The sequence below is a fragment of the Parasphingorhabdus sp. DH2-15 genome (assembly GCF_051668705.1).
Classification (GTDB): Bacteria; Pseudomonadota; Alphaproteobacteria; order Sphingomonadales; family Sphingomonadaceae; genus Alterisphingorhabdus.
In genome coordinates this window covers 835,428-857,395 of sequence record NZ_CP196351.1, presented here as the reverse complement: position 1 = coordinate 857,395, position 21,968 = coordinate 835,428, and the positions used below count along the sequence as shown (strand labels likewise).

The 21,968-nt window shown below is 51.6% G+C and carries 21 protein-coding genes; 5 read left to right on the top strand and 16 right to left on the bottom strand.

Annotation, left to right across the window (positions count from 1 at the left end):
* Nucleotides 1–17 precede the first annotated feature (17 nt).
* From ACR9YC_RS03975 to ispG, 6 genes are all read right to left on the bottom strand, one after another.
* Nucleotides 18–1,079, bottom strand: coding sequence for a DMT family transporter (locus ACR9YC_RS03975; protein WP_438730165.1), 1,062 nt, complete (start codon nucleotides 1,077–1,079; stop codon nucleotides 18–20).
* Nucleotides 1,048–1,569, bottom strand: coding sequence for a thioredoxin family protein (locus tag ACR9YC_RS03970; RefSeq protein ID WP_438730162.1), 522 nt, complete (start codon nucleotides 1,567–1,569; stop codon nucleotides 1,048–1,050). Before ACR9YC_RS03970 ends, ACR9YC_RS03975 begins: the two co-directional genes overlap by 32 nt.
* Before the next feature lie 3 nt (nucleotides 1,570–1,572).
* On the bottom strand, nucleotides 1,573–2,451 hold the full coding sequence (locus tag ACR9YC_RS03965; protein WP_438730159.1) for a histone deacetylase family protein: 879 nt from the start codon (nucleotides 2,449–2,451) through the stop codon (nucleotides 1,573–1,575).
* 86 nt (nucleotides 2,452–2,537) lie between these two features.
* The gene (locus tag ACR9YC_RS03960) at nucleotides 2,538–3,971 is read right to left on the bottom strand and encodes an NAD(P)-binding protein (protein WP_438730156.1); all 1,434 of its coding nucleotides are present in this window, start codon (nucleotides 3,969–3,971) and stop codon (nucleotides 2,538–2,540) included.
* Between the two features lie 50 nt (nucleotides 3,972–4,021).
* Nucleotides 4,022–5,494: an amidohydrolase family protein gene (locus tag ACR9YC_RS03955; protein ID WP_438730153.1), complete on the bottom strand. Its 1,473-nt coding sequence runs from the start codon at nucleotides 5,492–5,494 to the stop codon at nucleotides 4,022–4,024.
* Nucleotides 5,495–5,821: 327 nt separating this feature from the next.
* Nucleotides 5,822–6,973, bottom strand: coding sequence for a flavodoxin-dependent (E)-4-hydroxy-3-methylbut-2-enyl-diphosphate synthase (gene ispG, locus ACR9YC_RS03950; RefSeq protein ID WP_438730150.1), 1,152 nt, complete (start codon nucleotides 6,971–6,973; stop codon nucleotides 5,822–5,824).
* Between the two features lie 127 nt (nucleotides 6,974–7,100).
* Between ispG and ACR9YC_RS03945 the strand changes: the two genes are divergently transcribed.
* Genes ACR9YC_RS03945 through ACR9YC_RS03930 form a run of 4 tightly spaced genes read left to right on the top strand, consistent with a single transcriptional unit; the run spans nucleotide 7,101 to nucleotide 11,009 of the window.
* Complete coding sequence (locus ACR9YC_RS03945; RefSeq protein WP_438730147.1) at nucleotides 7,101–8,210, top strand: isoaspartyl peptidase/L-asparaginase family protein; 1,110 nt, start codon at nucleotides 7,101–7,103, stop codon at nucleotides 8,208–8,210.
* Nucleotides 8,207–8,836, top strand: coding sequence for a peroxiredoxin (locus ACR9YC_RS03940; protein WP_438730145.1), 630 nt, complete (start codon nucleotides 8,207–8,209; stop codon nucleotides 8,834–8,836). Before ACR9YC_RS03945 ends, ACR9YC_RS03940 begins: the two co-directional genes overlap by 4 nt.
* Nucleotides 8,836–9,483 carry a class I SAM-dependent methyltransferase gene (locus tag ACR9YC_RS03935; protein WP_438730142.1) on the top strand — a complete coding sequence of 216 codons (648 nt, stop codon included), beginning with the start codon at nucleotides 8,836–8,838 and terminating at the stop codon, nucleotides 9,481–9,483. Before ACR9YC_RS03940 ends, ACR9YC_RS03935 begins: the two co-directional genes overlap by 1 nt.
* Nucleotides 9,480–11,009, top strand: a complete 1,530-nt coding sequence (locus ACR9YC_RS03930; RefSeq protein ID WP_438730139.1) for an acyl-CoA carboxylase subunit beta — start codon at nucleotides 9,480–9,482, stop codon at nucleotides 11,007–11,009. The genes ACR9YC_RS03935 and ACR9YC_RS03930 overlap by 4 nt, the downstream gene beginning before the upstream one ends.
* Here the strand turns inward: ACR9YC_RS03930 and ACR9YC_RS03925 are convergent.
* Genes ACR9YC_RS03925 through ACR9YC_RS03900 form a run of 6 tightly spaced genes read right to left on the bottom strand, consistent with a single transcriptional unit; the run spans nucleotide 11,006 to nucleotide 17,251 of the window.
* Nucleotides 11,006–11,923 carry an RDD family protein gene (locus tag ACR9YC_RS03925; protein ID WP_438730136.1) on the bottom strand — a complete coding sequence of 306 codons (918 nt, stop codon included), beginning with the start codon at nucleotides 11,921–11,923 and terminating at the stop codon, nucleotides 11,006–11,008. The genes ACR9YC_RS03930 and ACR9YC_RS03925 overlap by 4 nt on opposite strands.
* The gene (locus ACR9YC_RS03920) at nucleotides 11,913–12,998 is read right to left on the bottom strand and encodes a stage II sporulation protein M (RefSeq protein ID WP_438730133.1); all 1,086 of its coding nucleotides are present in this window, start codon (nucleotides 12,996–12,998) and stop codon (nucleotides 11,913–11,915) included. The genes ACR9YC_RS03925 and ACR9YC_RS03920 overlap by 11 nt, the downstream gene beginning before the upstream one ends.
* On the bottom strand, nucleotides 12,995–14,320 hold the full coding sequence (locus ACR9YC_RS03915; protein WP_438730130.1) for a DUF58 domain-containing protein: 1,326 nt from the start codon (nucleotides 14,318–14,320) through the stop codon (nucleotides 12,995–12,997). Before ACR9YC_RS03915 ends, ACR9YC_RS03920 begins: the two co-directional genes overlap by 4 nt.
* Before the next feature lie 8 nt (nucleotides 14,321–14,328).
* Nucleotides 14,329–15,318 (bottom strand): AAA family ATPase, encoded by a 990-nt coding sequence (locus ACR9YC_RS03910; RefSeq protein WP_438730127.1) that lies wholly within the window; start codon nucleotides 15,316–15,318, stop codon nucleotides 14,329–14,331.
* Complete coding sequence (locus ACR9YC_RS03905; RefSeq protein ID WP_438730124.1) at nucleotides 15,315–16,619, bottom strand: DUF4350 domain-containing protein; 1,305 nt, start codon at nucleotides 16,617–16,619, stop codon at nucleotides 15,315–15,317. The genes ACR9YC_RS03910 and ACR9YC_RS03905 overlap by 4 nt, the downstream gene beginning before the upstream one ends.
* A complete protein-coding gene (locus ACR9YC_RS03900) occupies nucleotides 16,619–17,251 on the bottom strand; it encodes a hypothetical protein (protein WP_438730121.1) in 633 nt (210 codons plus the stop codon). The genes ACR9YC_RS03905 and ACR9YC_RS03900 overlap by 1 nt, the downstream gene beginning before the upstream one ends.
* A gap of 122 nt (nucleotides 17,252–17,373) precedes the next feature.
* Here ACR9YC_RS03900 and ACR9YC_RS03895 point away from each other — a divergent pair, with 122 nt between their 5' ends.
* The gene (locus ACR9YC_RS03895; protein WP_438730118.1) at nucleotides 17,374–18,237 is read left to right on the top strand and encodes a S1/P1 nuclease; all 864 of its coding nucleotides are present in this window, start codon (nucleotides 17,374–17,376) and stop codon (nucleotides 18,235–18,237) included.
* Nucleotides 18,238–18,279: 42 nt separating this feature from the next.
* On the opposite strand, the gene ACR9YC_RS03890 is transcribed toward ACR9YC_RS03895, so the two are convergent.
* The 4 genes from ACR9YC_RS03890 to ACR9YC_RS03875 form a co-directional block, all read right to left on the bottom strand.
* On the bottom strand, nucleotides 18,280–19,128 hold the full coding sequence (locus tag ACR9YC_RS03890; RefSeq protein ID WP_438730115.1) for an alpha/beta hydrolase: 849 nt from the start codon (nucleotides 19,126–19,128) through the stop codon (nucleotides 18,280–18,282).
* Between the two features lie 487 nt (nucleotides 19,129–19,615).
* Nucleotides 19,616–19,843 carry a toxin-antitoxin system HicB family antitoxin gene (locus tag ACR9YC_RS03885; RefSeq protein ID WP_438730112.1) on the bottom strand — a complete coding sequence of 76 codons (228 nt, stop codon included), beginning with the start codon at nucleotides 19,841–19,843 and terminating at the stop codon, nucleotides 19,616–19,618.
* Nucleotides 19,844–19,900: 57 nt separating this feature from the next.
* Nucleotides 19,901–20,797 (bottom strand): SPFH domain-containing protein, encoded by an 897-nt coding sequence (locus ACR9YC_RS03880; protein ID WP_438730109.1) that lies wholly within the window; start codon nucleotides 20,795–20,797, stop codon nucleotides 19,901–19,903.
* A 190-nt stretch (nucleotides 20,798–20,987) separates the two neighbouring features.
* A complete protein-coding gene (locus ACR9YC_RS03875; protein WP_438730106.1) occupies nucleotides 20,988–21,896 on the bottom strand; it encodes a haloalkane dehalogenase in 909 nt (302 codons plus the stop codon).
* Between the last annotated feature and the right edge of the window lie 72 nt (nucleotides 21,897–21,968).

Below are 21,968 nucleotides of genomic sequence, written 5' to 3'. Positions count from 1 at the left end.
ATATCCAACTGGCAGAGTTAGATGGGATTGGACTGTTTCGGCAGTCCGGTCTCTTCTGCATTGCCAGCGGATCGTGCAACGATCAAACAACCACTGACAATCAATATAGTGCCTATCAAGGTCGCGATACCGATGGGCTCGTTAAATGCAGCCCAGCCAAATAGAGCGGCCCAAAAGAACATGCTATATTCAATCGGCACCAGCACCTGCGCCTCTGCCCGCGCATAGGCCCAGCTTAGCGCCAGCACCGACAAGATAGCCAGAAACGCCCCCAGCATAATTAGAATGATCCATGGCCAGCCCCATAAAGGATCTGTGCTGAGCAATATATGAGGCGACGCTCCAAAAAACGGGAAAAATGGCAAACACCAAAATATGATAATCGCATTTTGAAAGCTGGCAATTTCTTGCGGACTGGCAATTTGTGCCTGTTGCCGCTGGAGTATCAAGTTCCACGCGTAAAGGCAGGCGGATAAAAGAATAGAGGCTATTCCCCATCGCGCATCGGTCGTAAATTCCTCACCAAATTTGCCGCCAATAATAACTGCAACGCCGATCAACCCCAGAATAGATGCAATGATAGCTGACCGGCTTATGCGCTCACCAAGCAGCAAATAAGCAAGGTATAAGGCGATAAGCGGGGAAATGAAGCTGACACCAATAGCTTCTGCAATTGGTGTTCTGGCCAAGCCCCAAAAGAAGGTGAAAGCCATCACAGCCGTCACGCTGCCCCGAACCAGATGCAGGCGCAGTGCGGTTTTGTCTGGCCATTTTTGTGGACGGCTGGCCGCATATAATATCAACGCCATCACCAGCGCAGCCAAGCAGCGCCAGAACAGTGCGTTATATGTGCCCAGCCCGATAGCCAAAGCCTTCATAACCGCATCCATCGCGCCAAATGTCATGATGCCAAAAGCACAAGCCAGTATCGGCAAATACTGCGCAGAATGTGGTTGCTTCGCTATGGTCATTGCATCGCAATGATAAGATGCGTTGGCAAAGTCCAGTTTTATCGGCGCGTCAATGTGATCATGCGCGCCTGCAAATCTACAGATCAGCAAAATATGCGTAAATATCATCCGCATCACGGCTGGCAGCATCGCGCCAACTGCGGGCATCCTCGGCGGTGTTGACCAACTTTCCTTCAGGCGAAATGATTAGAACATTGGGTGTGCCGCTTATATCTGTCACGCCATAGCGCGATGCGATATCGAGATTGCGCCCCTCACCATCCTGCGGCACATTCACATCAACAAAGACAAGCTCGTAATTCTTCGCGATTAAGGGCTGAAACCGCTCACTTTGCAAATGCCCTGCAAGGCCGCGACTATCATGACACCAATTGGCGCCCATCACGATGATCGTGCGGACATTGCGCAGTTTCGCTCGGGCCAGCGCAGCATCAACATCTGCCGTTGCATTGCGCTTGGCATCATACGTCTCCGCCTCAGGATGCGCCGCCTCTGCATGTTCGGCATCAGGATCAACTGCACCAACCCCAACAGAAAGGCTGGTCGCGAATATAGCAGACAACAAAGCCACCGTTACCGAGATAGTCTCACTTGCCATTGTTCACTCATTCCATTTCATATTTTCATCAGCCATGGCCAGCATAGAACGGGCATGGCGCGCGGCGACCGCTTGCTGATCTTTACCATATCCTCCGCCCAAGGCGCTGGCAATTGGCAAACCGCGTTGGCGTGCCATGCGCACGACCAGCCTGTCCCGCGTTTCAAGACCATTATCGCTCAGTGCCAATCGCCCGAGCCGGTCATCCATATGCGGATCGACCCCAGCCTGGTAGAGCACCATATCCGGCGCAAAATCATCAAATATTGGAGGTAAGATACGCTGTAATTCGGTCATATACGCGTCATCACCCAGATTATCCGGCAAGCCAATATCCAGCGATGATCTGGCTTTGCGGACGGGAAAATTCTTTTCAGCATGAACAGATAATGTGAACACATCATTGCGCCCCGCCAAGAGCGAGGCCGTTCCATCACCCTGATGCACATCCAGATCGACAATCAATATCCGCTGGGCATCACCCTCAGCAATCAAGCGGTTTGCGGCCACGGCCAGATCGTTAAACACGCAATAGCCTGCGCCGGTATCGTGCAATGCGTGGTGGCTGCCCGCCGCACTGTTCGCGGCATAGCCTGTTCGCCGTGCCAATATGGCCGCGCCCCATGTGCCGCCATTGGTGTGCTGCACCCGGCTGGCAATATGCGCGGTCACTGGAAAACCGATCCGCCGTTCTTTCTCATAAGGCACATTGGCGCTCAGCACGCTGTCCACATAATCGGGGCAATGAATTTGTGCCAGCCAATCACGTGGCATTGGCTGCGGTGCGTGCTCTGTCATTGCGGCGCCGCTGCCGCGTAATTCTTCCATCACCAGATAATATTTGTCGAACTTAAATGTCCCGCGTTCCGGCGCGGGCGCCATATAGTCGGCATGGTGAAAGACGTGCAGCATCTGGCCTTATGTAGGATTTGCAGCCGTATTTGCCAGCGTCAGTGCGCGGCAATATATTATTGCGCGGCCTGTGCCTGCATAATCAGCTTGCCAATATTGGGGCCAGCGGCCTGTCCATATTTGCGCAATTGCATTAACAGCGCGCCTTTTTCCTTATCGCTTGGCGGCACTGCGGCGACCGTGGCGCTAAAACCGTCCAACCGGCTGGCGATCATCCATTTGCGGATATCCCCCTCATTGCCCCAATTCATCTGGTTCACCATATTGGCCATGCATGCAGCAGGGTATTGGTCCATCGTATCGGGCAGCTTTACCGGCATAGACAGTCGGTTGCGCTCTGTGTCATCATCGCGGTTTGCTTCCAGATAAGCGCAAAGCGCTGCGCTAAAAGCCGGTTGCGGGATACGCGCCATTTGCGGCACTATCTTGCCTGGCTGGAACATCGGCACCGTTTCACGCAGCTCAACCGCGGTCGCCGTACAATCAATGTACAGCGTATCTGAGGGCATATCGCGGCGGCCTTCAGTTAATGTCATGCCGCCTACATCAATGCTCTGAACCCGGCCCATGCGGATAACATCTCTAATACCGGCCAATATGTCCACCTCGCCCTGCGATATGGTGGCATAGTGGAACATTTGCGGCTCCAATTCTTTGTCGATACGCAGCATGAAGCCATCTGCTTCCAACCGGTGAAATAGGTCAGTAACATCCTCTGCTTCCGCCAACCCTTTGGCCAAAGCCACCTGCCCGCCCATCGCCTGATTGAAATATTCTATGCCCGGCTGCGTGCAGGCACGGTTCAGCAGCCAACTTGCGCGCGGGCAAACCCATGATATCGCATCAGCGGGCGCACCAGAATTGCGCAACCACACGCCAACATCCATAGCCGTCTTGCCCGCACCCAAGATGCAGAATTTATGCGGAATATTGCTGGGGTCTTTCCACAAATGCGGCAAATCATTCGGCGTCACCAGCCGCACATCATCACCAATGGCAAATTTTGGCGTATGTGTGGAGGGCACAGACGTGGCAAAATAGGTAGCATCAACCAGCCTTTTGCGCACCGTGACGCTATGTTCTTCGCCGGACAGAATATGCGTAAAGCGGTGCGCATCATCGCCATCAGGCCAATGATATTCACTCATAGGGAAATAGCGCACGCGCCCTGACGGTATCAGTTTTTGGTGCATCACCTTATGGAAATATCCCGTAACTTCCGGACCGCTGGCCAGCTCCAAATATCCTTTATTATAACCAGCATCATCCACTCGCCCAGAACCCAGCTCCATTGAGTTTACACCATAAAAGGCGGAAGGCTGGTGCAGCGCGACAAAGCTATAAGCATCATTCCAATGGCCGCCCGGTTGCCCATGCTTATCAACAATGATGATGTCACAATCCGGGTCTTCGTCAATCAGCGTATCCGCAAAAGCCAGTCCCACAGCGCCTGCGCCAATGATCAGATAGTCGGTTTCAAATGCGGTCATAATATTTATCTGTCCTAGGATTGGCGATATTTCTCATCTATCGTGTTGGTTCAGTTAGCACCTTGCGACTGCACCATGGCCTCTACATCGGCAAGCAGATTGTGCGCATCGTAAACAATGCCGTCTTTAATGGTCCAGCGGACCCTGCCGACACGTTGCAATGTGCCTGTTTCTTTATTGAGGCGCATATGCCCCGTGCCGTAGAGCGTTTTGAAATTTTGTAGCGGATCTTCCGGTGTGATAACCAGATCGGCCAACATGCCGGCGCGCACCATGCCGATTGGCGCGGTCTGGCCCAATGGTTCATAAATTTCACGCGCACCATCTATGGTTGCCGCCCTCATCACTTCCAGCGGCGTAAGCCCTGCCTCTTGCAGCATCTCCAACTCACCCACATAGGCAAACCCCCAAGTCTGATAAATAAACCCCGGGTCTGAACCCACAGTCACCCGCCCGCCTTTATTCACATAATCACGCACCAAGCGGAACCATTTCTGGTAAAAATTGCGCCATGCAATTTCCTTTGCTGTTGTCCAGTCAAAGAAGAATGAGCCGTGATTGACAGTAGAAGGTGTGTAGAATTTCATCAAAGAGGGCAATGTATAGCGATCATGCCAGACAAAACGCTGGGCCTTGGCCAAATCACGCCCCGCCGAATAGATATTAAATGTCGGCGACATGGTGACCTTATTTTCAATCAAAATATCAAGATAAGCATTCCATTCGTCTGAGCCTATTGCCACACTTTGCTTGGCCAGTTCGGCCACACGGGCAAAACGGTCCTGCTCATCAGCATAATTATAGCCAATGGGGAATTTCTGAATCGTCACGCCGTCCAACAGGCTTTCAAAATGCCCGTAAAAATGGGTGATGCCGCTCAGGCCCAATTGCGCAGCTTGAGCGCCATTAATATCTGCCACCCATGTTTGCGCGATATGCGCAATACTGCCCATATTGTGCTTTTTGGTTTCATCCAACGCAGCAGCAAAAACAGGTTCAGTCGTCGGACCGATAAATTTCACTCCCAAATAGCCTTGTTGCTTGGCCCAGCGCACCCAATTGCGCGCAGCCTCTGGCGTGGTTGGTGGCGCTTCACCCCAATGCGCACCAAATACACCATAAGCGAAAAGGCGCGGCGCAGTAATTTCTCCGCGCGCGCTACGCTCTGCGTCTATCAGGCCCGGGTCATTCGGCACAAAAGTAAAGCCCACTCCGCGCACGCTGGTTACCCCATGCGCCAGCCATAATTTATAGGCATATTCTGAGTTCGGGGCTTTTTCAGGATCACCCAAATGGCCATGCGTATCAACAAAGCCGGGCATCACATACATGCCCTTGGCATCAATGGTTCGCTGGACAGGCTGATCCTTAAAACTACCCACCGGCGCTATGGCTTGAATCCGGTTATTCGCAATCAATATATCGCGTGGCCCCACCGGAGGTGCACCACCGCCATCAATAATTGTCGCACCAGTAATCAGCAGCAACGCATAACGCCCCGCTCCGTCATCCGCCTCGCTCATGGGAGTGGGATTAAGACTTTGGGCATGAACAGGAACGGAAGCCATTCCCAACAGCGCTGAAAGGCAGCCCAACACCGCAATTATATCTTTTATCAACCATGCCCGCATTGCCATATTACCGCATCCCTATGCTGTTTTGCTCATTGCATAGCCTCTGCGAAAGAGATTGTCGAAGGATGCTGTAAATTTGGATATTGGGTCATTGGTGAGGAAAGCCGTTCGACAGGCTAAGGACTGACGGGAATTATAAAGCCCAACAAAAACCGTTAGGGCTTAGCCCTAAGCGTGTCGAAGGGTCAAAGCCCGCTTCTCAATATTCGTTATTGTTCACTCAGCAGCCTCAGCATGCGGATCGAACGCCACTGCGTCACCGGCTTCAATCGCTGCGGCTTTATCTTCCACCAGCTTCACAATATGGTCGAGCATATCCTCATCCTCGACCACATGATCGGTCAAGCCGGAAAGATAGACCATATGCTTGCCTTTGCCGCCGCCGGTCAGGCCAATATCGGTTTCGCGCGCTTCACCCGGGCCATTGACCACACAGCCCAGCACAGAAAGCGATAGCGGCGTATTGATATGCTGCAACCGCTCCTCCAATGCTTGCACAGTGCGGATGACATCAAAGCCTTGCCGTGCACAGCTGGGGCAGGAAATAATTTTTACACCGCGTGTGCGAATGCCAAGCGATTTGAGCATTTCATAGCCCACACGCACTTCTTCTTCCGGTTCAGCGGAAAGCGATACGCGGATAGTGTCGCCAATTCCTGCCCAAAGCAGATTGCCAATACCAATGGCGCTTTTCACCGTGCCGCCGATCAGGCCGCCCGCTTCTGTAATGCCCAAATGGAGCGGGCAATCTACGGCATCGGCCAATTGCATATAGGCGCTGACTGCAAGGAAAACGTCGCTGGCTTTCACAGCCACCTTAAATTCATGGAAATCATGGTCTTGCAACAGCTTGATATGGTCCAGCGCACTCTCCACCAAGGCTTCGGGGCACGGCTCACCATATTTTTCCAGCAGATCTTTTTCCAGACTGCCAGCATTCACGCCAATGCGTATTGCGCAGCCATTGGATTTGGCGGCATCAACCACTTCTTTAACGCGGCTGGCATCGCCGATATTGCCTGGATTGATGCGCAGACAGGCCGCGCCCGCATCTGCTGCTTCCAAAGCGCGCTTATAATGGAAGTGAATATCCGCCACTATCGGCACCTGCGCCGCACGTACAATCTGCTTCATCGCGGCCGTTGATTCCACATCAGGGCAGGACACGCGGATAATATCAACGCCAGCCTCTTCACAGCGGCGGATTTGGTCGATGGTTGCCTTCGCATCACTGGTCAGTGTGTTGGTCATGGTCTGCACAGATATTGGCGCATCGCCGCCCACCGGTACGTCACCCACCATGATCTGGCGGCATTTGCGGCGGTCAATATCACGCCATGGACGAAGGGAGGGGTTATCAGCAGTCATATTTCGTCTCTCGCACCTATGCTCAACATGGCGCGCATATGCTTGGGTTTTTCACCTTTTGCTTGCTAGCGCCATCAAATTGCACAACATATAGGCGATAATCATTTGTAATGCGAGAGAAGGATTGATGATGACCCAATTGTTTAAAGCCATTGCGATCATGATAATAGTATTGGCGCCCACATCATGGGCCGCTGCACAATCTGAAGCCCCCACGCAAGCCGAAAAAACATGGTCTTTGGTGCTGCATGGCGGAGCGGGAACTATATCGCGCGACCGCATTACAAAAGAAAAAGATGCCGAGATACGCGCCAAATTGACCGAGGCACTGGACGCTGGCAGCGCGGTTCTGAAAAGCGGCGGCAGCGCGACGGACGCAATTGTCGCCACGATCATGGTGTTGGAGGATGATCCCAATTTCAATGCTGGCAAAGGCGCAGTTTTTACATGGGAGGGCACCAACTCGCTGGACAGCTCGATCATGGACGGGGCCACGCGCAATGCAGGTGCTGCCGCTGGCACCAGCACCACGAAGAACCCCATCTTGCTGGCCCGTGCCGTTATGGAAAACAGCCGCCATGTGCTGCTTTCTGGCGAAGGCGCAGACCAGTTTTCGCGTGAGCAAGGTTTGGAACAGGTCGATAACAGCTATTTTGCCACTCCGTCGCGGCGTGAGGCATTAGAACGTTTCAAACTGCGGCAAAATGCCATTAGCGCTTTAGGCGGTGATCAATTTGGCCAAGATAAATTAGGGCGCGATTGGCGCTTTGGCACTGTCGGCGCGGTGGCTGTGGACAATGAAGGCAATATTGCCGCAGGCACCAGCACGGGCGGACTGACCGGCAAGCAATGGGGCCGCATTGGCGATAGCCCGATCATTGGCGCAGGAACATATGCGGATAACCGCAGCTGCGGCGTATCCGCCACTGGCGCTGGCGAATATTTTATCCGCGTCGGCGTAGCGCATGAGATTTGCACACGGCTGCGCATTGCCTATGAAACACGGCCCGACTTTTCTAAGACGACAACACAAGACATTGCTGACAGTGTTATAGCAGAAATGGGTGATCTTGGCGGCTCTGGCGGTATTATCTATGCCACACCATGGGGACAAATTGGCTATAGCTTTGACACACCCGGAATGTATCGCGGCATGGCCAGCAGCAAAGGCGAAAAAAGCGTAGCCATTTATGGCGATGAAGAATGTTCTCATCAGAAAGCACAAAACAGAAAATGAACCTTTATTTGAACCGCAACATCTTAACCCCTCTCGCGGTTTTGGCACTATGTGGATGTTCACAAGCACCAGATGCCGAAGCTGAAGCAACCCAAAACGCTGCAGCGCAAACGCCTGATAGAAGTGCTTCAACACCTATTAGCCCGACCGAACCCATAAAAGCGGGCACAGCGGCAAAGATGTTCACGACACAGGGCGCACTCGCAGGCGAACCCTTCACGCTTGATCTGGCGGCCGAGCTTAAAAATGGGCCGGTTGTCCTCTATTTCTTCCCCGCTGCCTTTACGTCCGGCTGTACTTTGGAATCAAAGGAATTTGCCGATCGCAATGCAGAGTTTGAAGCGATGGGCGCAAAAGTTTTTGGACTGTCCGGAGACGATATTGATACGCTGGCTCGCTTCTCCCGCGAAGCCTGCCGCGATGAATTCGCCGTGGCACAGGCTGATGCGGATATCATCAAGGATTATGGCGTATCACTCGGCGATGACAGCCCCCTCACCAGCCGCACCAGCTTTGTTATCGCGCAGGATGGCACGGTGGCCATGATGCACGATGACGGCGATTACCGTGACCATGTTCGCCTAACCTTTGAAGCAGTAGAGAAATTGAAAGCTAATCTGTCATAATGGACAGCTTCACCCCGCCCACGCCCAATTTCTGGGACCGTTATGTCATGCCGCGCTTAATCGGTTGTGCTTGCGGGATGCCGCAGATTATGAAGCGCCGCAGCCAGATTGTCCCCCGCGCATCAGGCAAGGTGCTGGAATTTGGAGCAGGCGGGGGCATCAATGCCGAATTTTATGACCCGCAAAAAGTCAGCAATGTTATTGGCATTGACCCATCGGCCGAACTGATCAACCAAGCCAGCCCCAAATTGGCCGCCGCAAAAGTGCCCATTAAATTGGTTGGAGGCGTGGCCGAGAATCTGCCTTTTGACGATGCCAGTTTTGACACTGTGCTGATCACCTTCACCCTATGCTCCGTGCAGGACCAAGCACAGTCCATCCGCGAGGCGCGGCGTGTGTTGAAAGATGACGGGCAGCTGTTAGTTTTGGAGCATGGCAGCGCGCCAGATGCCAATGTCGCGAAATGGCAGCGCCGCGTTGAACCATTTTGGAAACGCATGGCTGGCGGATGTCACCTGACCCGCCCCACTATCGACGCCGTCACCGCACAAGGCTTCACCATGGTGGATCGCACGGCCGAATATATGCCCGGCGCCCCAAGCATATTAGGCTGGATAGAAAGCGGCGTGGGAGTAAAAGCGGGATGACGTGGAAACCCGAACTTGAAGAACTTGCCGCACGGAGGCGTATGGCGGAGGCTATGGGCGGCGCGGATAAGGTGCAGCGCCAGCATGATCGCGGCAAAATGGATGCGCGGGCGCGTATAGCAGGATTGGTCGATCAGAATAGCTTTCGCGAAATTGGCAAAATTGCCGGGCGCGGCGAATATGATGCGCAGGGCAAATTGGTGCACAGCGCGCCATCAAATCTGATTTTCGGACGTGCCAATATTGATGCACGGCCAGTGGTGGCCTCAGCCGATGACTTCACCGTGCGCGGCGGCGCGGCGGATGCGGCATTACACCGCAAATTCGTGCAGTGTGAGAAGATGGCGCATGACATGGGCCTGCCCATGATCCGCATGATTGATGGCACTGGCGGCGGCGGTTCGGTCAAAAGTCTTGAAGATATGGGCTATACCTATGTGCCCATGGTGCCGGGCTGGGACGATATTATGCGCAATTTGGAAAGCGTGCCAGTGGTGGCGCTGGCGCTTGGCCCAACGGCAGGACTAGGCGCGGCGCGGGTGTGCATGAGCCATTATTCCATCATGGTGAAGGGCCTTAGCCAGATGTTTGCCGCTGGCCCAGCTGTTGCCGCGGCCATTGGTGAGACAGTCGATAAAGAAGGATTGGGCGGCAGCGAAATCCATACGCGCAATGGTGTGGTAGATGAAGAAGTGGCCAGCGAGGCCGAGGCCTTTGCCTATGCCCGCGCCTTTCTTTCCTATCTGCCCAGCGCTGTTGGCCAGCAAGCCCCGCGCCATGACAATCATGACCCCATTGACCGGCGCGATGAGAAGCTGCGCGATATTGTGCCCAAAGATCCGGGTCAGGTCTATTCGATGCGCAGCGTGATGGAGAGTGTGTTCGATCGGCAAAGCGTCTTTGAAATGGGCCGCCGATGGGGCCGCGCTGCCATCACCGCCTTTGCGCGGCTGGATGGCTGGCCGGTCGCGGTTGTGGCCTCTGACCCAAGCTATTTGGGCGGGTCATGGGAAGCGTTGACCAGCCAAAAGGTTAAGCGCTTTGCCGAGCTGGCAGACAGGTTCGGCCTGCCGGTTATCCATCTGGTGGATAATCCTGGTTTCATGATCGGCACTGAAGCAGAAAAGGCCGGCACCATTCGTCATGGTGTAGAGGCGATGAATGCAATTTATAGTGCCAGCATTCCGTGGTGCAGTGTCATCATCCGCCGCGCCTATGGCATTGCGGGCAGCGCGATGAGCAATGCCGAGCGCTTTCAATATCGCTTTGCATGGCCCAGTGGCGATTGGGGTAGCCTGCCTATATCCGGCGGTCTGGAAGTAGCCTATAAAGCAGAATTGGAAGCATCTGACGATCCGCGGGCAAAGCTGGCCGAGATAAAGGCGCGGCTTGACGCAGTAACCTCACCCTTCCGAACGGCGGAGAAATTTGCCGTCGAGGATATTATTGATCCAGCAGATACGCGCGGCCTATTATGTGAATTTGCCGATCTGGCGTGGCGCAAATTGGCGGGCGCCAATCGCTAATCCTGACGATCAAATTTATCAGCACGGCGTTTGCCAAAACGCATTCCGCCCTCCAGCCGCGCTCTTAACTGGGTATAATAATTCTCTAGGAATGCACGTTCATCACCGCCACCTGGCATCCATCCCAACTTATTGCAAATGGCCTCATAAACGGCCCGTTCCGCATCGGCATTGTCTTCGCGCAATACCTTTTCCAGCGTTTTCAGTTCATATTCGCCATAAATATCCAACTCCGCATCAGAGAATTGGTAATCAGTCGAAATCTGACTGGTCATACTCTCGCTAGAGGCGACAATATCGGTCATCTTAGCTTTTTCGGCATGGACAACCCATGTGCCAGCAACCAAATCGCCACAGCGCAACCGATCTTTATTAAAAAATGGAAAGAACAAGAAAATCGCAACCCATATCGCACCAGCCAGCACAGCATAATTGCTAATATCGCCCTGCACACTGGTCGAAATAAGATAAGTGAGCGGCAGGAAAAGCTCAATTTCACGTACCAAGTTGCGTGCAATAATCGATTCTTTGGTCAGCCGTCCGCCATTACGAGAGGCGACCCTTATGCCCAATATACGTTTGCCCCATGTCGCGCTTTTGCTGCCCAATTCAAAAAACAGGAAATAGGCATTGCGTAACACAAACCAAAAAATGATGGAAAAAACGAGAAGGAAAGACCCAAAACTGCCATTTTCATCAATGTCAAAATTGCTTATGATAATGCCCAATAGGATGCCATAAACGAGCATAATCAAAATAATGAAGACCAGATCAAGCACCACAGCGCCTGCACGCGCACCTGCACTTGCTATATGAATATTCAGACCCACGCCCTCTGGTGTGACCATGAGACGGTGCAGTTTTGGCGAATATCCGCCATTTGGCCGTCTGGATTGGCTAGCATTACGCGCCATCAGAATTTCCATTATTCTGAGCCGAACCTTTGCCACGACCAGCAAATACAAAATAGACTATCCAGAAAAGCAACAAGCCATAGCCAATAGCATAGCGGGCAACTGTTCCCGTTATAAGCTGACGGCCAAACCCTTCCAGAACCGCCGCCATAATCAGCATGACAACCACCCCAGTCATAACCAGAGCGCCCTGAGTACCTGCTTTTTGTAAAGCCGCCATATGCGTCAATTGGCCCGGAAAAGCCATGGAGCGCCCAATATGCAAACCAGCGGCACCTGCCAGTAAAATGGCCAGCAATTCAGTGGTGCCATGAATGGAAAGCCAGCCAATAAATTCAACGCCCAAATCAGCATCGACAAAGACCCAAGTCATCGCGCCCAATAAAGTGAAATTATAGATCTCCAGCAATATTGTGGGAATGCCAAATGCAAAGCCGAGCGCAAATGCGAAAATTCCTACGCCGGCATTATTGCTGAACAAAGAGGCCGCGAAAACTGACAGACCGTCCTTAGACCCTTCTTCCACACCGCCAAGAGTTTCTTTCAATATGGCTGGGTCTGCACCGGGTACGCGGCCTCCCGACATTTCACCGGGAACCAAAGCGAAATACCAGTCACTATTCTGATCGACCAGCACATAACCGACAACCGAACCAGCAATCATAATCGCGACCATGATCCAGATTTCTAACTGGATCGCTCTTATGGCACGGCTCCAGCCACCGCCGATAAACTCTGACAACCATCTGCCCAAAGACGTGCGGGTTCCGTAAACCTGATAATAAGCGCGTAAAGTCAGCGATTCCAAATAGGTCACCAGCCCGTCATCAAGCGAGCTTTCCCGAGCGATGGAAAGCGCAGAAACAGTTTTGCGATACAAGGTCGGCAACGCCATGGCATCTTCGTCACTAATGCGGCGTGTGCGGCCTTTCTCAATATGCGTGATGATCGTGTCTAGCCGCTGCCATTCAGCCTCACGCTCGACACGAAAGCGATCAGAGCGCAAAATGGCATTGCTCATGACGCTGGTATCAATACCGCCAATCGTCGTGCTGGCTGTTTCAGCTTGGCTCATAATGCCCCCCGCCTTTTGATCCGCAAATAAGCATTCAATAGATGTGTGCCAATATCCTCTCGCGGTGCCTCAATAACATCAACACCCATGCGTTGCAGCTTGGTGACCACAAACTGTTTTTCGCTAATCAATGCATCAGCCGTTACGCTTTCTGCCAGTGCATCAATACTGCTCGGGCGTTGTTCAGCAATATTGGCCAGCTCATCATCAGCAATCAGCAGAAACAACACCAAATGCTTGTCGACCAAACGGCCCACACTTTCCAGCATCATTTCCGCACTGGTTGTATCAGTAAAATCAGTAAAAATGATGATGAGTGAACGCCGCTGCAATCGTGCAGAAAGCGTTGACAGCGCCAGCGTATAATTGCTCTCTTTCGCGCTATAATCCATCAGACCAGCCTCTGATTGCAGGCGGTGGAACTGGTTGGTACCGGTCACGAAAGGTGAGAAGCTCTGCGGGCGATCAGCAAAAGCCATCATGCTGACCCGGTCACCAGATTTTAGCGCAGCATAACCAGTCAATAATGCCGCAGAAACGGCGCAATCTATGCGCGGCAAGCCGCCAATAGGCTCACACATGGTAGAGCCTGTATCAATGGCGAAGACGATCTGGTTATTACGCTCCGTATCATATTCCTTTGCCAGCAACCTTGTGTGGCGCGCAGAGCCTTTCCAATCAATATTGCGGCGATCCATGCCGGGCTGATAATCGGCCAGTGCGTCGAACTCAGTACCCTCACCGCGAAATTTGCGGGCGACAATGCCATATAGGGCATCGCGCAAAAATAGTTGCACATTGGGGCTACGCACCTGTGCAACATCGGGCGTGACCCGCACTATATGGTCTGATTTCTGAATATATTGCCGCCAGATCAGGCCCATCGGACCTGCCCAGCGTACACCGATACGGCGCACTTCTCCGGGACCACGGCGATTAGGAACAAGCTTTGCAGCACCTTTAAAAATACTGGACTTTTCACCTTCGTCATCTGCGATGTTCAGTGAAAATATGGTTCGGCCTTTTTCGTGCAGACGGTCATCAGTCTCGACAAAGGCTTCCACCTTCTCGGCAAAACCGCCACCCAGTGTCAGCTTTGTCTCAATCGCGCATTCACGCCCCACTTCTGCAAAAAACGGCTCATCAGCTTCAAAATCACGTTTTGTTGCAGCCATAAGAAAATCGGCAAAGGCCATGAGCAGGACCACAGCGGACCAAGCCACGCCAATCGCCCAGGCAGACGGATATATTGCCGCAATCACCAGCGCAATCGGGGCTCCCGCTGCAAGCAGCAAAACCGTTCTTTGTGTTGGAGCAATCATAGCGCCATCTATCGCGGCGCATCCGTATTGACGATCAATTGCGCAACAATATCTTCTGCATTGCGCCCCTCAATCTCCGCAGTCGGCGACAAGACGATACGATGGCGCAATACAGACGCTGCCAGTGCCTTAACATCATCCGGAATTCCATAATCACGCCCTTGTAACGCAGCACGGGCACGGGCCGCATTGGCCAGCATGACCGCTGCACGCGTACTTGCTCCACTTTCCAGGTCATTGGTTTCACGTGTAGCGCGTATCAAGCGCACAATATAATCCACCACATCGGGAACCAGTTTTACCGAAGCCACTGCCTTTATAGCCGCCGCTAGCTTGGCAGGATCGACTTGCGGGATGATACCCATATCCGCTGGGCGCTTCATCCGTGCGCTCTGGCCATATGCTGCGACGATAGCATTTTCCTGATCTGCATCGGGATAATCCACCAAAACCTTGAACAAGAAACGATCAAGCTGCGCCTCTGGCAACGGATAAACGCCTTGCTGTTCAATTGGGTTTTGCGTTGCAACAACCGTAAAATTGCTGGGTAGATCATAAGTCTCGCCATCAATAGTCACTTTGCGCTCTTGCATCGCCTCCAGCAACGCCGCCTGTGTTTTGGGCGGTGTCCGGTTAATCTCATCGGCCAGCAGCAGATCACAAAAAATCGGGCCACGGGTCAAAGTGAAGGTACTGGTCTGAAAGTTAAACAGGTTGGAGCCGAGAATATCACCCGGCATCAAATCAGGTGTGAATTGAACCCTGCCGAAATCCAATACCAATGTTGCTGCAAAGCACTGTGCCAGCAATGTTTTTGCCGTTCCAGGTGGTCCTTCCAGCAAAACATGGCCCGATGAAAAAAGCGCGATCAGCAAATGATCGATAGCGCCATCCTGTCCAATAATCGCTTTTCCGATCTCGCCGCGAATAGCATCGGCCAGTGTTTTTACGCCGGCTATATCTGGCGAACCAGCGGCTTCAGTGCTGTTATCGGTCATAAATTGTCCTTTTTCCAAATATCTATCTGTACCGCTGCATTAACAATGTCCTGCGGCTTTTTGGCGCGTTGCAAATTGTTCTGCAGAACAGAGAATGGCGGTTTATCAGGCTTAGATGCCCTATCCAATTGCTGCGTCACCTGTTCACCGGATGATGATGGTGCAATTCCCAAGCTGCGCATGGCCTTGCGTTTGACCATGGCCAGATAGGGTTCACGCAGCAAATGTTGGCGTGACATGAGCTTGAGCATGGCCGCGCTGTTGCGCACAAGAGCTGTCTTACCAAAATTGATCGATCGGCCACCCAGAATTGGCGGGGCGAAGCGGATGAAATTTTGCCAGCCAATAATGACAGCAGCAATTAAAAAGCAAATTGTCGCCGCCAGAAATGGTGGTTGGAATGCCAAGGTTAAGAGATTCTCTGAACTGCCCAAGCCATTAAAGGTAAGATCGAAGACGACCGGCATATCCAACCCATCATCTATGGCCTGAACCAAGGCAATAGCATGTAGCGCATTGGTCTTATCCGCCATACCCATATTGTTAAACAAGTCAGGATCAGCGACAAACACTACCGGATAGCGTTCATAATCGATTTCATCATATTCTTCGTCGCTATATTCCCGAACAGTGTCTCCGTCCAAACTGGGATAATAGCCGCCATCATCATAATAGCCTATAACAGGCTTTCCGGACTTTTTATCGCGAACAATAGGGCGGATATCTTTACCCTCTAAAACCGTCAAAGCCCGCGGCGTTTTGCTGATAGTCCTTATATTTGAGCTCAGCACAGAAGGATTTTTATTCTCTTTTTGGGCCGCATTCGGGTCAATATTCTTTTCGGTAACCTCGCTGCTAACGCCAAAGCTCTCTTCCATATTGTCAAATGGTGTGGCGGTGACCAGCCGAGCCCAACCGGATTTTAGCTTAGGGTCTTTACGCGCAAACCATTTGGGCATGATTATCAAAGTCGGTCCCGAATAGCTCCGTTTCTCAATGATTGCTGCCAGCTCTTCGCCATCACTATATAATGAGGGTGTGATGACCAACAAGTTAGTCTTCTCAAACTCAGCAGGTGAGCGGCCCAAAGAAACGTCTGTGCCGGTTTTTTCCATCAGGTCAAAAAACGCCGTATAGCCCACCAGACTATTGGATACTGCGTGCCCCTTACCATTATTGTCCTTCTGGCTAAATTCCCCCGTTCCCAGCCCATATAACAGGCCAAGAAATGCCATACTGCCGACCAGAACCAACACCAAAATGGTCATGCGGGAAAAAGGGTTTGCAGATGTGCCAGACATTAGCCCGCACCCCCAAGAGCAAATTTGTCATAAGCGCTGCGTGCTTCTTCCCATGCATCGCGGGACAATGGCTCGCGCGCAAAAATACCGCGTTCCACATGACCAGAAATCATAGCAAATACATCGCGCGCAGAAGCGGACAATATCTCAAACCGGCCAATTTCTCGTGCCGTGTTAGATGGAATGACCGCACGTGGGTTCGCCTTGGCAATATCCGCAATGGAACGCTGTAATATAAGGCGGATGGCCGCTGCATAATCGCCCTGCTCGGCCAATCGATCGGCCTCTCCCAGCAGTGAACGCGCCGCTTCACTATCAGGGCGCCATTCCATAACTTCGGGCATTTCTGTTTTCTTACCAAAACGCGCATCCAATATGGGCCTAAAGACCATATATAATATTATCAACACGCCAATGGCCAACAGGCCCAGCAAAGCATATTGCGCAACGCTCCAAAAAGCCGCTAAAGGACCGGCCAAAGGGGCTAGCAAATCGCTGAACCACGCGCCCAAATCTTGCAACCATTGCGGTGTTTCAGGCGGTTTTACAGGAGGTTCTGGTGCAGGCGGCTCGAACTGTATGCTCTCATCAGAACGGACTGCTTCCCAAGCCTTTTCGGCACTATCTGCCACAGTCTATCAATTCCTTAAATCCCACACTCATTTAGCAGTGATAATGAAAAGCCAAATTTCAGCAACATGAAATATCAAAATCTGGTCTTATACTTGCAATAAAAACACTCTAACGCGCAGATATGAAAATAATTGTCGCTTCGCTCACCCTGATCCTCTCATCTTTTATTGGCCAACCTGCTCTGGCATGGGGGGAATATGCCCATCAGATGACGGCAGATATCGCGCAGGCGAATATTTCTCCCAACTCGAAGCGCATCATAAAAAAGCTGTTCGCAAGTGAAAAACTGTTGGGCACGCCGAAATGTGCTCTCAAAAATCTGCGTCATGCCAGTATTTGGGCCGATTGCGTGCGCCGCGATCGCTTGCGCTGGGGCTATACTGCGCCATGGCATTATCAGGGCCATGATGTGTGCCGACCTTGGGATCCTGATACCGCCTGCGCCAATGGCAATTGTGTAAGTGCCCAAATAACCCGCAATGCAAAGCTGCTGGCTGATAAGAGCTTGCCTGATCATGTCCGCCTCGAAGCATTGGCGTGGCTCGTGCATTTTACAGGCGACATGCATATGCCGCTGCATTCCGGCAGCCGTGACGATTTGGGTGGCAACAGAATTGCCGCTGCCTATGGCATTGTCAAAGGCCGCATGAATTTGCATTGGCTTTGGGATGGGCCGCTTGCCGAGCGTGCAATTAGTGAGGAACCTAATATCGCACGCAAATATAGTGCAGTTTATCGCTCCCAAATGGCTGAAGGCAGTGTTGCCGATTGGCAGTTAGAGGCTTTTACAATCTCGCGCGATATTGTTTATCCCACCGCACAAGAACGCGAAACATGCCTTGCACCGCTAGCTGAAGGCGAACGCGCTATTATCGACAATCAGGAAATTGTCGATCTGGCACCCATAGCCCGCGACCAAGTCCGCAAAGCCGGTTTGCGAATTGCCATTTTAATTGATCAGGCGCTTAATATAAGCCAAAAATAGTGGGGCAATAGCCCCTGTTGAATCAGGCAAGCAAATTGTCCATCATTGCACCTCTTGCTGCTTAATAAAGTCCGCAATAGCTTCACTTACACCAGATGTTAGTGGCAAGTCAGGATTGCTATAAACCTGTAAATTTGCAGCGCGACTATCTCCGCTTACTGATTTCAGAACATGGTTCATATCGGGGAAAATCTTTAATATCGCGGACATATTAGAATTGCGTAACAGCTCACCTTCCGCAACAGGGGTCTGTATATCCTTACCGCCATATATAAGCTGAATCGGCTTTTCAGCACTGGCTATCATTGCTGAGGGGTCATATTGCATCAAATCTCTCAAAAATGGTTGAACCGTATTGCTGAACAAAGGTAGCAACCCTGGGTGCAGCATATCCTCGTCAACGGCCTGACCAGCTTGAAGCTGATCAATCGCAGCATTCGCCTGTGCCAAGATCGGAGCATTGGCGGGATTGGCTGCAAGTTGCGTCCGCAAAATATCCCCAATTGGTCTTCCCGGCGTTGCTAAAAGAATCAGGCCACACACCTTTTGGTTGTTAACTATAGACAGGGCAATGATTCCGCCTTCACTATGTCCGGCAAGCCAGACACATTCACGCTGGGATGACGCAAGCACGGCATCGGCAAAGGTCAATGCGTCCGCCCCATAATCGGCTATCGTCACCATATTGGCATCTTTGATTGCTGACGCGCTTGCCGCAACACCACGCTTGTCATAACGGACAGTATCAAACCCGAGCATGGCCAGATCTTCAGCCAGCAAACGATAAGTCGCTGCGCGCACTCCTAGTGGATTATTACCATCTTTATCAGTGGGGCCACTCCCGGGTAACAGAATAATCAGTGGTGCTTTACCAGCTCTGCTGCGTATCATTTCACCGATAATCTTACCATCTGGTCCATCTATACTGATTACTTTTGTAATTAACTTAGCTTCGTCCTTATTTTGTGACTTTGCAGATGAAGGGCTCGATATAAATATAATACCCCCTATAAGCAGAAAAACGCTAAGCAATAGGACAATGGCTTTTCTCATTTGTATTCATCCTTTTTTATTTCAAATCTTTGATATCGACTATCTCAGCGCGGGCCATCATCCATCGGATCATAATGACTGTCAGAATCAGAGTGATGATAAGGCTGCCAATGCTCAGCCATATGATCAGATGTTCATCTGGACTGTTATCAAATATTACAGCAAAGGGTATTAGACCAAGAATAGGCGTTGCTATAATCACTATCCATATCAGCAGCGCACGCCAGCCTGATGAATTTTGTGGAGTTATCTGAAAAGATCTGCCGTTTTTAACGCATAAAAAAGGCCTTTCACTCGCTTTCCTGCTTGAGCGTCTGGTCATATTTTACTCCTGATTATCATTAGGCAAACGCGGCGGCCGACCACGTGGCCGTTTTTGCGGCGGACCGAGCTTCACTCCACGCCGTGTCATTGCTTCGCGCAGAAGGACTTCGATCTGAGCATTCACACTGCGAAACTCGCTTGCGGCCATGCGTTCCAAAGCATCATAAAGCTCTGGTTCGACCCGCAGGGCAAAGCTCTTTTTCGCTCTGCTATGTTTTTTTTGGCTCATATCTGCCTCCTGATAGAGGAGCGTCCAATAAGACACCCCATATCATGCGCTGGCAATTTATTGGTATAGCGACCCAGTGTTCACTACCGGTTGGGTATCACGCTCTCCACAGAGCACGACCAGTAGGTTAGAAACCATGGCGGCTTTGCGCTCATCATCCAGGTCTACAACCTCTTTTTCATTCAGTTTTTCAAGCGCCATTTCCACCATACCGACAGCACCTTCAACAATGCGAGTGCGCGCGGCAACAACGGCCTCTGCTTGCTGGCGACGCAGCATGGCATGCGCGATTTCCGGTGCATAAGCCAAATGTGTCAAACGACATTCGTCAATAATAACACCTGCCCGCAAAACGCGCTCTTGCAATTCCTTCTCCAGTTCTTCGCTGACCTGACTGGAGTCACCGCGCAGTGTTACTTCATCTTGATCAATACCATCATAGGGGTAACGCGCACCGATTACGCGCACTGCGCTTTCAATCTGGATGTCAACAAATTCTGCATAATCTTCGACATCGAATAACGCTTTGGCAGTATCAGTAACGCGCCACACAACATTGGTCGCAATCTCCACTGGATTGCCGCGCAGATCATTCACCTTTACTGTCTCAGATGTAACATTGTGAACGCGCACAGAAATCTTTTTACGGGTCAACCAAGGCAGAACCCAGCGAAGACCAGTTTCCCGATCTGTACCCTGATATTCGCCAAAAAGCTGAATAGCCGCCGCTTGGTTAGGATTAAGCAGATAAAAGCCACAGAAGCCGAAAAGCGTAACAAGCGCCAAGATGATTGCAAAAACGACAGCCAAAATACCTATTGCTTTGGCTGCAAACAAAGACGCTATCGTTATCGCAAACAGCAAAACCACTACTGCCAACATACCATAGCCATTACGTGTTTGCGCCAGCTTTTCCTGCGTCTCGATCAGACTAGTATCCCTCTGCTCACTCATTCAATTGCTCCTTGATTATTTATTATGATATCATATTTATATTATAATGATTAAAAAATCAAGTATGTTGCCGTTTATATTTGCCGACGAACATTGCACGGACGATCAAAAGCGGCCCCATCAGAGCCGCTTTTGGTCGTTCTTTTTCACTATGTTTTTTAAGCTATGTTAGCTGTCAGATTTTGAAATCTTACAAATCACCAAAATGCTTCAAAGCAGCGCGGGCAATCGGTTCACCCCATTCCTGAACAAAATGGCCGCCATCCGCAATCATCATTGGCTCGGGGCATCCCGTGATGAATTTATGCAGGCCCAACATGGCCTCTTTACCCAGCACAGGGTCGGCTTCACCAATCGCCATAAAACTGTCACCAGTAAAGTCTTTCGACCAATAAGCAGCAGCTTGCTTAGACACATCCACACCTTCCATATCCGCCTCTACAGGTACCAGAGCAGGAAAGACCTGTGCACCGGCTTTATAGCTGGCATCTGGGAACGGCGCATCATAAGCGGCTATTTCCTCTGGAGTTAGATGCGGCGTACCGCGTGCGATAAGCTCTGCTATCGGCAGATCAGGAGTGGACAGAGCATAATTCTTCCAAGCCTTGAATCCTTCGGTCATACCGCGGCCCAGCCCAAGCCCCGTATTCATGACGATAAGGCGTGAGAAGCGCGCGCGGAACTTCTCATCAACCGGCAGAGTGAGCCCCAATAATCCACCCCAATCCTGCACCACCAATGTTATATTTTTAAGATCAAGGCGCTCGACTAAAGCAAGCAGATAGTCACGGTGGAAATGGAAGCTGTAATCGGACTGTTCTGCCGGTTTATCTGAACGGCCAAAACCCAACAGATCAGGCGCGATTACCCGCGCCCCGCTTTCAAGAAATACCGGGATCATCCGCCGGTATAAAAATGACCAACTTGGCTCCCCATGAAGGCACAAAAAGGTGCGATCCGCATCTTTCGCGCCCGCCTCAACATAGGCAATGCGCAGCCCTTCATAGCCCGGCAGGTCATCGACATAGCCGACAGGATAGTCAAAATCGGGAATATTGGCAAAACGCTCATCGGGTGTGCGCAGGGCTGTGATGGTCATGATATTGCTCTCCTATGTGCTTATGGCATATGGTTTATACCCTATCATCCCTTAGGCCCAAGCCCAATATAG

Bases quoted from the DNA above. Each gene is read 5' to 3' on its own strand.
- ACR9YC_RS03875 (WP_438730106.1), bottom strand. From the start codon at position 21,896: ATGACCATCACAGCCCTGCGCACACCCGATGAGCGTTTTGCCAATATT.
- ACR9YC_RS03970 (WP_438730162.1), bottom strand. From the start codon at position 1,569: ATGGCAAGTGAGACTATCTCGGTAACGGTGGCTTTGTTGTCTGCTATA.
- ACR9YC_RS03960 (WP_438730156.1), bottom strand. From the start codon at position 3,971: ATGACCGCATTTGAAACCGACTATCTGATCATTGGCGCAGGCGCTGTG.
- ACR9YC_RS03915 (WP_438730130.1), bottom strand. From the start codon at position 14,320: ATGATTGCTCCAACACAAAGAACGGTTTTGCTGCTTGCAGCGGGAGCC.
- ACR9YC_RS03935 (WP_438730142.1), top strand. From the start codon at position 8,836: ATGGACAGCTTCACCCCGCCCACGCCCAATTTCTGGGACCGTTATGTC.
- ACR9YC_RS03945 (WP_438730147.1), top strand. From the start codon at position 7,101: ATGATGACCCAATTGTTTAAAGCCATTGCGATCATGATAATAGTATTG.
- ACR9YC_RS03955 (WP_438730153.1), bottom strand. From the start codon at position 5,494: ATGAGCGAGGCGGATGACGGAGCGGGGCGTTATGCGTTGCTGCTGATT.
- ACR9YC_RS03895 (WP_438730118.1), top strand. From the start codon at position 17,374: ATGAAAATAATTGTCGCTTCGCTCACCCTGATCCTCTCATCTTTTATT.
- ACR9YC_RS03885 (WP_438730112.1), bottom strand. From the start codon at position 19,843: ATGAGCCAAAAAAAACATAGCAGAGCGAAAAAGAGCTTTGCCCTGCGG.
- ACR9YC_RS03930 (WP_438730139.1), top strand. From the start codon at position 9,480: ATGACGTGGAAACCCGAACTTGAAGAACTTGCCGCACGGAGGCGTATG.
- ACR9YC_RS03910 (WP_438730127.1), bottom strand. From the start codon at position 15,318: ATGACCGATAACAGCACTGAAGCCGCTGGTTCGCCAGATATAGCCGGC.
- ACR9YC_RS03925 (WP_438730136.1), bottom strand. From the start codon at position 11,923: ATGGCGCGTAATGCTAGCCAATCCAGACGGCCAAATGGCGGATATTCG.
- ispG (WP_438730150.1), bottom strand. From the start codon at position 6,973: ATGACTGCTGATAACCCCTCCCTTCGTCCATGGCGTGATATTGACCGC.
- ACR9YC_RS03965 (WP_438730159.1), bottom strand. From the start codon at position 2,451: ATGGCGCCCGCGCCGGAACGCGGGACATTTAAGTTCGACAAATATTAT.
- ACR9YC_RS03890 (WP_438730115.1), bottom strand. From the start codon at position 19,128: ATGATACGCAGCAGAGCTGGTAAAGCACCACTGATTATTCTGTTACCC.
- ACR9YC_RS03880 (WP_438730109.1), bottom strand. From the start codon at position 20,797: ATGAGTGAGCAGAGGGATACTAGTCTGATCGAGACGCAGGAAAAGCTG.
- ACR9YC_RS03920 (WP_438730133.1), bottom strand. From the start codon at position 12,998: ATGAGCCAAGCTGAAACAGCCAGCACGACGATTGGCGGTATTGATACC.
- ACR9YC_RS03975 (WP_438730165.1), bottom strand. From the start codon at position 1,079: ATGATATTTACGCATATTTTGCTGATCTGTAGATTTGCAGGCGCGCAT.
- ACR9YC_RS03905 (WP_438730124.1), bottom strand. From the start codon at position 16,619: ATGTCTGGCACATCTGCAAACCCTTTTTCCCGCATGACCATTTTGGTG.
- ACR9YC_RS03940 (WP_438730145.1), top strand. From the start codon at position 8,207: ATGAACCTTTATTTGAACCGCAACATCTTAACCCCTCTCGCGGTTTTG.